At 73.8% G+C, this 12271-nt stretch carries 10 protein-coding genes; 1 reads left to right on the top strand and 9 read right to left on the bottom strand.

The genetic code is table 11. The features are described from left to right. Window positions 1-320: 320 nt before the first annotated feature. From DBP14_RS29795 to fmt, 7 genes are all read right to left on the bottom strand, one after another. On the bottom strand, window positions 321-1763 hold the full coding sequence (locus DBP14_RS29795; RefSeq protein WP_164992435.1) for a GuaB1 family IMP dehydrogenase-related protein: 1443 nt from the start codon (window positions 1761-1763) through the stop codon (window positions 321-323). 133 nt (window positions 1764-1896) lie between these two features. Then, the gene (locus DBP14_RS29790) at window positions 1897-2280 is read right to left on the bottom strand and encodes a barstar family protein (RefSeq protein ID WP_129310330.1); all 384 of its coding nucleotides are present in this window, start codon (window positions 2278-2280) and stop codon (window positions 1897-1899) included. After that, on the bottom strand, window positions 2277-2702 hold the full coding sequence (locus DBP14_RS29785; RefSeq protein WP_129310328.1) for a ribonuclease domain-containing protein: 426 nt from the start codon (window positions 2700-2702) through the stop codon (window positions 2277-2279). Before DBP14_RS29785 ends, DBP14_RS29790 begins: the two co-directional genes overlap by 4 nt. Window positions 2703-2751: 49 nt before the next feature. Then, on the bottom strand, window positions 2752-3795 hold the full coding sequence (locus DBP14_RS29780) for a sugar-binding domain-containing protein (RefSeq protein WP_129310326.1): 1044 nt from the start codon (window positions 3793-3795) through the stop codon (window positions 2752-2754). Between the two features lie 90 nt (window positions 3796-3885). Continuing rightward, window positions 3886-4572: a ribulose-phosphate 3-epimerase gene (rpe, locus tag DBP14_RS29775; protein WP_129310324.1), complete on the bottom strand. Its 687-nt coding sequence runs from the start codon at window positions 4570-4572 to the stop codon at window positions 3886-3888. Between the two features lie 177 nt (window positions 4573-4749). Next, window positions 4750-6177, bottom strand: a complete 1428-nt coding sequence (locus tag DBP14_RS29770; protein ID WP_129310322.1) for a transcription antitermination factor NusB — start codon at window positions 6175-6177, stop codon at window positions 4750-4752. A 95-nt stretch (window positions 6178-6272) separates the two neighbouring features. Then, window positions 6273-7205 (bottom strand): methionyl-tRNA formyltransferase, encoded by a 933-nt coding sequence (fmt, locus tag DBP14_RS29765; protein ID WP_129310320.1) that lies wholly within the window; start codon window positions 7203-7205, stop codon window positions 6273-6275. A gap of 294 nt (window positions 7206-7499) precedes the next feature. On the opposite strand from fmt, the gene DBP14_RS29760 reads away from it, so the two are divergent. Continuing rightward, the gene (locus tag DBP14_RS29760; RefSeq protein WP_129310318.1) at window positions 7500-8042 is read left to right on the top strand and encodes a hypothetical protein; all 543 of its coding nucleotides are present in this window, start codon (window positions 7500-7502) and stop codon (window positions 8040-8042) included. A 519-nt stretch (window positions 8043-8561) separates the two neighbouring features. On the opposite strand, the gene DBP14_RS29755 is transcribed toward DBP14_RS29760, so the two are convergent. Further along, window positions 8562-10718: a primosomal protein N' gene (locus DBP14_RS29755; RefSeq protein WP_129310316.1), complete on the bottom strand. Its 2157-nt coding sequence runs from the start codon at window positions 10716-10718 to the stop codon at window positions 8562-8564. A gap of 317 nt (window positions 10719-11035) precedes the next feature. Continuing rightward, window positions 11036-12244 carry a methionine adenosyltransferase gene (metK, locus tag DBP14_RS29750; RefSeq protein WP_129310314.1) on the bottom strand — a complete coding sequence of 403 codons (1209 nt, stop codon included), beginning with the start codon at window positions 12242-12244 and terminating at the stop codon, window positions 11036-11038. Window positions 12245-12271: the final 27 nt, after the last annotated feature.

Genomic DNA, 12271 nt, shown 5'->3' with positions numbered 1-12271 from the left:
CCCACCGAGGCAGGAACCCGCCGAGCGGGGTCCCCGCCACACTGCGTACAGCGGAGACCCTATGAGCCGGAGCATCGCACACGTAATGCAGCAACCTTGCGCACCCACGCAAGATCCTTGCGTTCCCGTTCCCATGACGCGCATTCATTACCCCGGCACGCACGAGCGCCCGCCAAGGGCGCGGGGAACTCGCGCATTCATTACCCCGGCACGCACGAGCGCCCCGTCAGGGGCGCGGGGAACTGCGCGACAAGCCCCCACGCACCCGCACCCGAAAACGCGCCGGAACCCGAAAAGCGGCCCTACTCACAGCGAAGCGTCTAGCTCCAGCTGGCGTGCAACGGCTTGCCCTCCGCATACCCGGCGGCGCTCTGAATGCCCACGATCGCCTTCTCCGCGAACTCCTCCAGCGACCCCGCACCGGCGTACGTGCAGGAGGACCGCACGCCCGCGATGATCGAGTCGATCAGGTCCTCGACGCCCGGGCGGGCCGGGTCGAGGAACATGCGGGAGGTGGAGATGCCCTCCTCGAACAGCGCCTTGCGGGCACGGTCGTACGCCGACTCCTCCGACGTGCGGTTGCGCACCGCGCGCGCGGAGGCCATGCCGAAGGACTCCTTGTAGGCGCGACCGCTCGCGTCGTGCTGGAGGTCACCGGGAGACTCGTAGGTGCCGGCGAACCAGGAGCCGACCATCACGTTGGACGCGCCGGCCGCCAGGGCCATCGCGACGTCGCGAGGGTGGCGGACACCGCCGTCGGCCCACACGTGCTTGCCGTACTTCTTCGCCTCGGCCGCGCACTCCAGCACGGCGGAGAACTGCGGCCGGCCCACGCCGGTCATCATGCGGGTGGTGCACATGGCGCCGGGTCCGACGCCGACCTTGATGATGTCGGCGCCCGCCTCGATCAGGTCGCGCACGCCCTCGGCGGAGACGATGTTGCCGGCCGCGATCGGCACCTGCGGGTCGAGGGCGCGGACCAGCTTGACGGCGCTGATCATCGACTCCTGGTGGCCGTGTGCGGTGTCGATGACGAGGGTGTCGACGCCCGCGTCGAGCAGCTGCTTGGCCTTGCCGGCCACGTCGCCGTTGATGCCGACGGCGGCGGCGATGCGCAGCTTGCCGTCGCGGTCGACGGCGGGGGTGTACAGGGTGGCGCGCAGGGCGCCCTTGCGGGTGAGGATGCCGACGAGCCGGCCGTCCTGGTCGACGGCCGGGGCGTAGCGCCGGTTGGCGCCGTCGAGGGTGTTGAAGGCCTCGCGGGGGTCGATGTCCGCGTCGAGGAGCAGCAGGTCCTTGGACATGACCACTTCGAGCTGGGTGAAACGGTCGACGCCGGTGAGGTCGGCGTCGGTGACGACGCCGACGGGCCGCCGGTTCTCGTCCACGACGACGCCGGCGTTGTGCGCCCGCTTGGGCAGCAGGGCGAGGGCGTCGGCGACGGTCTGGTGCGGGGCCAGCTCGATGGGGGTGTCCAGCACGAGGTGGCGGCTCTTGACCCAGGAGACGACGTCGGCGACCACGTCGATCGGGATGTCCTGCGGGATGACCACGAGGCCGCCGCGGCGGGCGATCGTCTCGGCCATGCGGCGGCCGGCGATGGCGGTCATGTTGGCGACGACGAGCGGGATGGTGGTACCCGTGCCGTCCGGGGAGCTGAGGTCCACGCCCTGACGCGAGCCCACCGCGGAGCGGCTCGGCACCATGAACACGTCGTCGTACGTCAGGTCGTACGCGGGCTGGATGTCATTGAGGAAACGCACGTGCCGCACATCCCAGTCGATCAGAGGTGACCCCCGGACAGGTGTGCCAGGGGGAAAAGAGCACGTACTTCATTGTCCCATGACGACGGCCCCGTCATGCCCCGACAGAACATCCAGGCTGGTCAGAGACCGGCTAGGAGGAACCTCCAAGGGCGAGGGCGACGGTGAGTCCCGGGTTCGTCCCTGTTGCTCGTGTCGTCCGCATGGCCTGTGTAGCCGCCATGGTCTGGGTCGTCGCCATGGCCTGGGTGAAGACGTCCCGGGCGGTCTCCCACTCCTCGGGCCGCGCGGCGGCGTAGCCCTGCCAGCCGAGGACGACGAGCAGGAGTCCGCTGTCCACGGCCTCCGCCGGCCAGACGCCGGGGTCGGCGAGCGAGTCGGCCAGCGCGTCCCAGTTGCGGCCGAACCAGGCGGGCAGCGCGAGGTCCCGTGCGACCCGGTCCATCAGGCCCGCCTTGTCCGTGACGCCGGTCAGGTCCAGCGTGGCCACGTGCCTGCCGGTCAGCCCGTCGCTCATCTCAGCACCGCCCGGAACGAGTCGTAGTGGTCGTCGGTGTAGTAGATCTCCCCGCCCTGCCCGGTGACGATGCGCCGTGCTCCGCGGTCGCGCGAGCCGGGGGTTCGCACCGTGTACTCGTGGTAGTAGCCGCGGGGGTGCTTCGGCAGGTGCCCCTCGAAGTTCCCGAACACGACGCCGTCCTTGGCGTAGGGGTAGGGGCCGCCCCGGTCGATGAGCGCCAGCGTGCGCCGGGCCTCGGCGGGGAGCCGGGACGCCTGGACGGTGGCCATGCCGTGGGCCCAGGCGGGGGTGGTGGCACCGGCTGACGGGGAGGCGCCGGACGGCGCCGGGGAGCCGGTGCCGTGGGCGCAGCCGGTCAGCAGGAGCGCGAGGCAGACCAGCAGGCCGGCGAGGACCCGGGGAACGAACCGCGGCAGCATGCGTCGATGCTGCCACGGCCGTACCGCCGCGACGAGGGGCGACCCGCGGTCAGTGCCCGTCGGGGTCGGCGCGGCTGAGCGCGGGCTTCGGGGTGGGGCCCGCCGTCATCAGGACGTCGGCGGCGGAGGTGTCCGTGACCAGGCTGGTGACCAGCCCGGACCGCAGCACCGCGTCGATGGCCGGCGCCTTGCGCTGGCCGCCCGCGATGGCCACGACCTCGGGGATACGGCGGAGCTGGTCGGTCTTGACCGTGATGCACCGCTCCCCCAGGTCCCGCCCGATGCGGCGGCCCTCGGCGTCGAACAGGTGGGCGGACATCTCGGCGGCGACACCGAGCGAGGCGTAGTGCGCGCGCTCCTCGTCGCTGAGCATGTCGTGCACCGTGGAGATGCCGGGCTCCCAGGAGCCGATGGAGACGCAGGCGACGGTGACCTTGTCGAAGTACTCGAAGGCCCGGGCGATCCCGGTCTGGTGGCGCAGCGCCGCCGCGGTGGCCGCGTCCGGCAGCAGCATCGGCGCGTAGATGGGGTGGGCGTCGCCGCCGGAGACCTGCGCGGCGCGGCGCACGGCCTCCACGGAGCCGCGCTCGGCGGTCCCGGCGTCATAGACACCCGTCAGCTGGACCACCGTGCACGGCGGCAGCCGGTCCAGCGCCGCGGCCATGTGGATGGTGGACCGGCCCCAGGCCAGCCCCAGAACGTCCCCCTCGTTGACGAGTTCGCCGAGCAGGTCGGCGGCGACCTCGCCCAGGTTCTCCGGGTCGGGCGTCTCCTCGGCCTCGGCCGGGGACTCGACCACGACGGCGTGCCTCAGCCCGTAGCGGGCGCGGAGCGCGTCGGAGCGCTCGGCGTCCAGCTCGGCCGGCACCCGGATCTCGATGCGTACGAGATCCCGTTCGAGTGCCGTCTCCAGGACCCGGGCCACCTTGAACCGGCTGACGCCGAACTCCTCCGCGATCTGGATCTTGGACTTGCCCTCGAGATAGAAGCGGCGGGCCATGGCCGCCGCCTGCACCAGCTCAGCGGGTCCCATCCGCATGGCTGACCGGCCCGCCGACATACCCGACACGGGGATCTCCTCACTGCTGTTCACATTCTGGATTCGCCGTCCATCCTTGCAGATTCGGCGTACTTGATCTGCCCTGATGGCCGCCGTTCCCTCAGCTGTTCACGTATCGGTGGCTCAGTGGCCGCAAACCCAGGACGCCTTCTCGCTCGCTGTGCGGGCCTGGTCACGCAGCGCTCGCACCGCCTCGGCGGGGTCCTCCGCCCCGTACACCGCGGAACCGGCCACGAAGACGTCGGCGCCCGCGTCGGCGCACTGCTCGATCGTCGAGGCCGACACGCCGCCGTCGACCTGCAGCCACATCTCCAGGCCGTGCTTGGCGATCAGCTCACGGGTACGGCGGATCTTCGGGAGCATGATGTCCAGGAACGCCTGCCCGCCGAAGCCCGGCTCGACCGTCATGATCAGCAGCATGTCGAGTTCCGGGAGGAGATCCTCGTACGGCTCGATCGGCGTCGCCGGCTTCAGGGCCATGGAGGCACGGGCGCCCTTGGCGCGGATCTCCCGGGCGAGCCGCACGGGCGCGGCGGCCGCCTCCACGTGGAAGGTGACCGAGGAGGCGCCCGCCTCCACGTACTGCGGCGCCCAGCGGTCGGGGTCCTCGATCATCAGGTGGCAGTCCAGCGGGGTGTCCGTCGCACGGGCCAGGGACTCCACGACCGGCACGCCGAGCGTGAGGTTCGGGACGAAATGGTTGTCCATCACGTCGACGTGGAGCCAGTCGGCCCCGTGGACCGCCTTGGCCTCGTCCGCGAGGCGGGCGAAGTCGGCGGACAGGATGCTGGGGTTGATCTGCGCGGGCATGGGTCAAGGGTTGCATGCTCCGCATCGGTCGGCCGAATCAGGTCCGTTGTGGGTCCGGTGCGGTTTCGGCTGCGGGCCGGTGGGGGCTTGTCGCGCCCACGCGGCGGAGCCGCAAATCAATACAGCCCCGCGCCCCTTTCAGGGGCGCTGCCCTTGCCGCCTGTCGAAAAGTTCCCGTCAGGCTGTTTTGCGGATCAGGGCCAGGTACATCGCGTCTGTGCCGTGGAGGTGGGGCCAGAGTTGGATGTCGGGGCCTTCACCCAGGGCGGGGACGCCGGGGAGGAGGGGGCGGGCGTCGAGGAGGTCGGTGCCGGGGTGGTGTTTGAGGACGTCGGAGACCACCGCGCGGGTCTCGGCGAGGTGGGGGGAGCAGGTGACGTAGGCGACCACACCGCCGACCCGGACCGAGTCCAGAGCCGTGCGCAGCAGCGAACGCTGCAGCGGGGCGAAGTTGTCCAGGTCCTCGGGGCGGCGGCGCCAGCGGGCCTCGGGGCGGCGGCGCAGGGCGCCGAGACCCGTGCAGGGCACGTCGACCAGGACCCGGTCGAAGGTGCCGGACCGCCACGGCGGCCGGGTGCCGTCGGCGGCGATGACCTGGTACGGACCGGGGTTTCCGGCCAGCGCCTTGGCGACCAGACCGGCCCGGTGCGGCTGCTTCTCGGAGGCGAGCAGCACCGCCCCGCGCTTGGCGGCGAGGGCGGCGAGCAGGGCGGCCTTTCCGCCGGGGCCGGCGCACCCGTCGAGCCACATGGCGTCGGGGCCGTCCAGCGGGGCGTTCGCGAGCGCGAGCGCGACGAGCTGGCTGCCCTCGTCCTGCACGCCGGCCCGCCCTTCGCGCACGGCCTCGACGGCGCCGGGTTCGCCGCCCTCGGCGAGCCGCACCGCGTACGGCGACCAGCGGCCGGGTACGGCGGCGTCCTCGGCGAGGAGTTCCTCCGGGGTGGACCGGCCGGGCCGGGCGACGAGGGTGACCTCGGGCCGCTCGTTGTCGGCCTCCAGCAGGTCCTCGATGCCGGCCCGTCCGCCGCCGAGCGAGTCCCACAGGGCGGAGACGACCCAGCGCGGGTGCGAGTGCACGACGGCGAGGTGGTCCTCGGGGTCCTCGTCGTAGGGGGGCGCGACCTTCTCCAGCCAACCGTCGAGATCGTGCTGGGCGACCTTGCGCAGGACGGCGTTGACGAACTTCGCCCGGCCGTCGCCGAGGACGACCCGGGCCAGCTCGACGGAGGCGGACACGGCGGCGTGCGTCGGGATCCGGGTGCCGAGGAGCTGGTGGACGCCGAGGCTCAGCACGTCGAGCACCGGCGGGTCGACCTCGCGCAGCGGCCGGTCGACACAGGCGGCGATGACGGCGTCGTACGTCCCCTGCCGGCGCAGCGTCCCGTACACCAGCTCGGTGGCCAGGGCCGCGTCCCGCGCGTCGAACTTGTCCGGCCCCTCCTTCTCCCGCGCCTTGCGCAGCAGCGGCGGCAGCACGAGGTTGGCGTACGCGTCCCGCTCGTCCACCGCGCGCAGTGCCTCGAAGGCGAGGATGCGGACGGGGTCCTTCTGCGGACGCCGGTAGGGCTTGGCCGGCCTGCGGGGCCGCCGGGACTGCTCAGTCACGAAAAGGTGCTCCGGTTGAGAAACGGGGAGGAGACGAGAAGGGGTGTGGCTCCAGCGTACGGCGGCACACCGTTGCCACCCCCATCGGGCAGGCCTCAGCCGCCGAGCGTCTCGCCCTCGGCGATGCGCACGCCGCGCGCCCAGTCGGCCGCCCGCATCGGCTTCTTGCCCTGCGCCTGCACCCACAGCAGCTCCACGGCGTACGACCCGGTGCCCACGTGGACGCTGTTCTTGCCGACGGCGAGCCGGCCGGGGGCGAGGTCGGTCCGCTCGGGGACGGGCGTGACCTGGATGAGCTTGAGCCGCTCGCCCCGGAACACGGTCCAGGCGCCGGGCGCCGGGGTGCAGCCGCGCACCACCCGGTCGACCCGGAGCGCCGGCGCGGTCCAGTGGACCTGGGCGTCCTCGACGGTGATCTTCGGTGCGACGGTGATGCCCTCGGCCGGCTGCGGCACGGCCTTCAGGGTGCCGTCGGCGATGCCGTCCATGGTCGCCGCGAGCAGTCCCGCCCCGGCGAAGGCGAGCCGGGTGAGCAGGTCACCGCTGGTGTCGGTGGGGCGGACCTCCTCCGTCACGGTGCCGTAGACGGGCCCGGAGTCGAGGCCCTCCTCGATGAGGAAGGTGGAGGCTCCGGTGATCTCGTCGCCGGCCATGAGGGAGTGCTGCACGGGCGCGGCACCGCGCCAGGCGGGCAGCAGGGAGAAGTGCAGGTTGACCCAGCCGTGTGCCGGGATGTCCAGGGCGACGCGGGGCAGCAGGGCGCCGTAGGCGACGACGGGGCAGCAGTCCGGGGCGATCTCCGTCAGCCGTTCCAGGAACTCCGGGTCCCGCGGCCTGCGGGGCTTGAGCACCTCGATCCCGGCTTCCTCGGCCCGCTCGGCCACGGGGGACGCGATCAGCCTGCGGCCCCGGCCGGCCGGCGCGTCGGGCCGCGTGACGACGGCGGCCACCTCGTGCCGCCCGGAGGCGATCAGGGCGTCCAGAGCGGGAACGGCGACCTCGGGGGTACCGGCGAAGACGAGCTTCATGGGCGGGATCGGGCCTCTCGGGCGGGGTCACAGGGGCAGCACACCAGTCTATGCCGGGCCGCTGCCCGCCCAACCCCCGCACCACGAACCGCCAACCACCGGGCTGCGCCCCTCCGACCCCGGACGGCGAACCGAAAAGCACCGGTGCGCGGCCGGAACAACGGCGCACGCATATGCCCATACGCCCCCACACCGTGACCAGCGGAGCGCACACGCGTTGGTCAAGAAAGAGTTGACCCCACCGGGCCGCCCACACGGCCCATCCCTTTCAACGCCGGTTCGAGAGGCTTGTTCATGGCCGACCACGCAACCCACGACGCCCAGGCCCGGGCCAGCCTGCACTTGCTGGTGCGGGACATCGAGCGGGTCCGCCGGCAGGTGGACGCGCTGCGCACGCTCACCGCCCAGTTGGGCAACGTCTACCGCCCGCGCCGTCCGGGGCCCTCCGCGGGCTTCGTCGTCTACGGACGCGCCCCCGCGCCGACGGTCCGCCTCGCCCAGGAACTCCGGGACAGCGTCGAGACGTTGGTCACGGCCGCGGTGGACTTCGACCGCTCGCTCGGCTTCTCCTGGGACGCGGTGGGCTCGGCGCTCGGCGTCACCAAGCAGGCGGTGCACCGCCGTTACGGCGCCCGGCGCGCCGCCGCCCAGGCGGCGGCCGAGGCGGAGCGGGGCACGGAGCCGTCCGGTGCCCGTACGCTCAACGTGAACGCGGGCCTGCCCACCGTGCCGACCGTGCCCGCGGCCCGCTCCATGCCGACCCAGCCGACGGCAGGCAGCCCCACCCTCCGCGAGGACCCGCGCCCGCCGGCCTTCCCCGGCCCGCGCAACGGCTGACGCCCTCTCATCCCTGCCCTCCCGGGACCAGTCCGGGAGGGCAGCCGCACGCCCGCCGCCGGCCCGCCGGAAAAGCGGTTCCCAAGGAAGCGGACCGCGTTCGCGGGGTTCGCGGGTGCCGCCAGCGAAGACGACCACGTGCCGGCCCCGCAAGCCGGTCCCGCTCCGCTGCGCGTCAACCGTGCCGGCCCCGCAGATCGGCCCGCTCCCGTGCGCGTCAGCCATGCCGATTCGCAGGCCGGGCCCCACCCCGGTGCACGTATCAACCGTGCCGGCCCCGCAGATCGGGCCCCACCCCGGTGCGCGTCAGCCATGGCGCTTCGCAAGTCAGGCCCACCCCGGTGCGCGTCAGCCATGGCGGTTCGCAAGTCGGGCCCACTCCGGTGCACGTCAACCGTGCCGACCCCACAGGCCGGGCCCGCTCCGCTGCGCGTCACCCGTGCCGGCCCGCGAATCGGACCCGCCCCGGTGCGCGCCTCGACTGTGCCGACTCGCAGGTCAGGCCCACCCCGGTGCGCGTCAGCCGATGTCCGGTGGGTCGATGCGTACCCGTACCCGGTCTGCCTCGCCGCTTCCCCGGGCCGTTCGGGCGGCCTGAGCCGTCTTCAGGGCGGCGGCGAGGGCGGCGCCGCTGCCGGGCGGTACCCGGACGAGCGCTCGCTCCCAGTCCTCGCCCGGGGGTGGCGCGCCGGGTCTGCGCGGCCGGCCGGGCAGGGTGGGGGGCACCGGCACCGGGCCCAGGACCTCGGCGTCCGGGGGCAGTTCGACGGCTGTCAGGAACTCGGCGACGGCCGCCGGTGTCCCGGACACGGCCGCCATCCGGGAGACCGGCGGGAAGCCCAGTTCGGCCCGCTCGGCCAGCTCCCGCACGGCGTGGCCGACGGGGTCCCAGCGCACCAGCGCCTGCACGGGCCGTAGCGTCGGCTCGGCGACGACGACCACGGTGCCGCCCTCCCCCTGCGGGCGGACCAGCGCGCCGGCCGCGATCCAGCGGCGCAGCGCGTCCTCGCCGGCCCTGAGGTCGGGGCGGCCGAGCATGGCCCAGCCGTCCAGCAGCAGGGCCGCCGCGTAGCCGCCCTCGGCGACGGGCTCGGCTCCGGGGGTGCTCACGACCAGGGCGGGCGCGGACGGCACCGTGTCCAGCACGTGTTCCCGCCCCGAGGTGCGCACGGGGACGGCGGGGAAGGCGCGGCCCAGTTCCTCGGCGGTGCGGCGCGCGCCGACGACCTGGGCCCGCAGCCGGAAGCACCCGCACTCCGGGCAGTGCCACGCGCCCTCCTCGCGCCCGCACCAGCCGCACCGCAGCGCGCCCGCGTCCGGTGCCTGGAGCGGCCCCGAGCAGTGCCGGCACCGCGCGGGCGCCCGGCACCGGTCGCAGGCCATCCGGGGCACGTACCCGCGGCGGGGCACCTGGACCAGGACCGGGCCGTGCCGCAGGCCCTCCCGGACCACCTGCCAGGCCAGGGTGGGCAGCCGGGCGGCACGGGCGGCCTCGTCACGGGCGAGGTCGCCGTCGCCCACGGTCCGCACCAGGGGCGCGGCCCGCCGCACCTGCTCCCGCCCCGCGACCAGGGGGCGCGCCCAGCCGCTCTCGACGAGCTGGGCGGCCTCGACGGTGCAGCTCCAACCGCCCACCAGGAAGGCGCACTTGTCCAGCGCGGCCCGCATCAGCAGGACGTCCCGGGCGTGCGGCTGCGGGGCGTGCTGCTCGCTGTGGCTGTCGTCCCCGTCGTCCCAAACGGCGACGAGACCGAGGTCCCGCACGGGGGCGAACATGGCGGCGCGCGTGCCGACCACGGCGCGCACCGCGCCGCGCCGGACGGCCAGCCACTGCGCGTACCGCTTCTCGGGCCCGGCGTCGGCGGTGAGCAGCGCGTGCCGGCCCTCGCCGAGGAGGGCGGTCAGCGCGGCGTCGACCCGGGCGGCGGCCCGGCCGTCCGGTACGACGACGAGCGCGCCGCGTCCCGAGGCGAGCGCCGCGGCGACGGCGACGGCCAGTTCCTCGCTCCACTCCGGGCCGGGCAGGGCGTTCCACACGGCTCTCGGGGCGCCGCCGGAGGCCAGCGACTCGATGAAGGCGCCCCCGTGTTCGTACCGCCCCCAGGAGCCGGGGCCGGGCGGCGGGGGCGGGGGCAGCGGCTCCGGTGACGGGCGGCGCTCGGCGCGGGCGCTGCGGGGCGGCACGGCGAGCTGCAGCACGTCGGCGAGGCTGCCCGCGTAGCGGTCGGCGACGGCCCGCGCGAGGGCCAGCAGTTCCTCGTCGAGCACGGGCTCGGGCGACACGACCTGGGCCAGGGCGGCCAGCGGCCCGGAGTAGTCGGACTCGGCGCGGCGCTCGACGAGGAATCCGTCGATGAGTCCGCCGCCCTCGCGGCGGCCGTCGCGGACCCGGTGCCGGCCCGCGCCGAACCGCACCCGCACCCTGACGCCGGGCTGTGCGTCGGCGTCGAGTTCCTCGGGGACCGCGTAGTCGAAGTACCGGTCGAGGTGGAGCACGCCCTTGTCGACGAGGACCCGGGCGACGGGCAGCTCGGGCGCGAGCGCGGCACCGCGCCAGGTGCGCGGCTTGGCCCGGGGCGCCCTGGCGCCGCGCACGCTCTCCCGGATCAGCGCGAGCTGTTCCGGCGGCGGTGCCCCTGCGGCCCCGTCGCCCCCCGACCCGTTCTCGCTGCTCACGCTTGCATTCTTACCAAACGCCACTGACAACCGACGCCCGCCCGAGATCGGCTCGGCCGCGGGGTGCCGTACGGCACTTCTGCCTTGGGCCACTCGGCCATGCCGGTCCGTGCGGGACCGGCAGCAGGATTCGAACCTGCGAGGGGATCACCCGGAAGTATCCGCGCCCTTCGCACCGGGCGGCGTCGGCGGTCCCAGGGTAGGGGCGGGCCGGCCGCGCCGGCGACGCGTTTTCCGGCCGGCCGGTCCGCACGCACGCGCCGGGGCCCGGCTCCCCCGAAGGGAAGCCGGGCCCCGGACCGCGGGTTCCTCGGCGCCTACAGGCCGGCGGCCTTGCGCAGGGCGTCCACGCGGTCCGCGCGCTCCCAGGTGAACTCGGGCAGCTCGCGGCCGAAGTGACCGTATGCCGCCGTCTGGGCGTAGATCGGGCGGAGCAGGTCGAGGTCCCGGATGATGGCGGCGGGACGGAGGTCGAAGACGTCGTCGATCGCCTTCTCGATCTTCTCGGGCTCGACCTTGTGGGTGCCGAAGGTCTCGACGAAGAGACCGACGGGCTCGGCCTTGCCGATGGCGTAGGCGACCTGGACCTCGCAGCGGGAGGCCAGGCCGGCCGCGACGACGTTCTTCGCGACCCAGCGCATCGCGTACGCCGCCGAGCGGTCGACCTTGGACGGGTCCTTGCCCGAGAAGGCGCCGCCGCCGTGGCGGGCCATGCCGCCGTAGGTGTCGATGATGATCTTGCGACCGGTGAGGCCGGCGTCGCCCATCGGGCCGCCGATCTCGAAGCGGCCGGTGGGGTTGACCAGCAGGCGGTAGCCCTCGGTGTCCAGCTTGATGCCGTCGTCCAGGAGCGCCTTCAGCTCGGGCTCGACGACGAACTCGCGGATGTCGGGGGCGAGCAGCGACTCCAGGTCGATGTCGCTGGCGTGCTGCGAGGAGACGACCACGGTGTCGAGGCGGACGGCCTTGTCGCCGTCGTACTCGATGGTGACCTGCGTCTTGCCGTCGGGGCGCAGGTAGGGGATGGTGCCGTTCTTGCGGACCTCGGAGAGCCGCTTGGACAAGCGGTGCGCGAGGAAGATCGGCAGCGGCATCAGGGTCGGCGTCTCGTCCGACGCGTAGCCGAACATCAGGCCCTGGTCGCCCGCGCCCTGCCGGTCCAGCTCGTCGTCGTCACCCTCGACGCGGTTCTCGTACGCCGAGTCGACACCCTGGGCGATGTCCGGGGACTGGGCGCCGATGGACACCGACACGCCGCAGGAGGCGCCGTCGAAGCCCTTCTTGGAGGAGTCGTAGCCGATCTCCAGGATCTTGCTGCGGACGAGGGTGGCGATGTCCGCGTAGGCCTTGGTGGTGACCTCGCCGGCCACGTGCACCAGGCCGGTGGTGATCAGGGTTTCGACGGCGACCCGGGAGGTCGGGTCCTCGCGCAGAAGCGCGTCGAGAATGGTGTCGCTGATCTGGTCAGCGATCTTGTCGGGGTGACCCTCGGTGACGGACTCCGAGGTGAACAGGCGACGGGACACAACGCTCCCTGGGGTTGCAGCGGCTGC

Source organism: Streptomyces sp. L2 (assembly GCF_004124325.1).
Taxonomy (GTDB): domain Bacteria; phylum Actinomycetota; class Actinomycetes; order Streptomycetales; family Streptomycetaceae; genus Streptomyces.
Note: the sequence above shows the minus strand (reverse complement) of the source record. Positions and strands in the feature narration are given on the sequence as shown.

Bases quoted from the DNA above. Each gene is read 5' to 3' on its own strand.
- fmt (WP_129310320.1), bottom strand. From the start codon at position 7,205: ATGAAGCTCGTCTTCGCCGGTACCCCCGAGGTCGCCGTTCCCGCTCTG.
- DBP14_RS29790 (WP_129310330.1), bottom strand. From the start codon at position 2,280: ATGAGCGACGGGCTGACCGGCAGGCACGTGGCCACGCTGGACCTGACC.
- DBP14_RS29785 (WP_129310328.1), bottom strand. From the start codon at position 2,702: ATGCTGCCGCGGTTCGTTCCCCGGGTCCTCGCCGGCCTGCTGGTCTGC.
- DBP14_RS29760 (WP_129310318.1), top strand. From the start codon at position 7,500: ATGGCCGACCACGCAACCCACGACGCCCAGGCCCGGGCCAGCCTGCAC.
- rpe (WP_129310324.1), bottom strand. From the start codon at position 4,572: ATGCCCGCGCAGATCAACCCCAGCATCCTGTCCGCCGACTTCGCCCGC.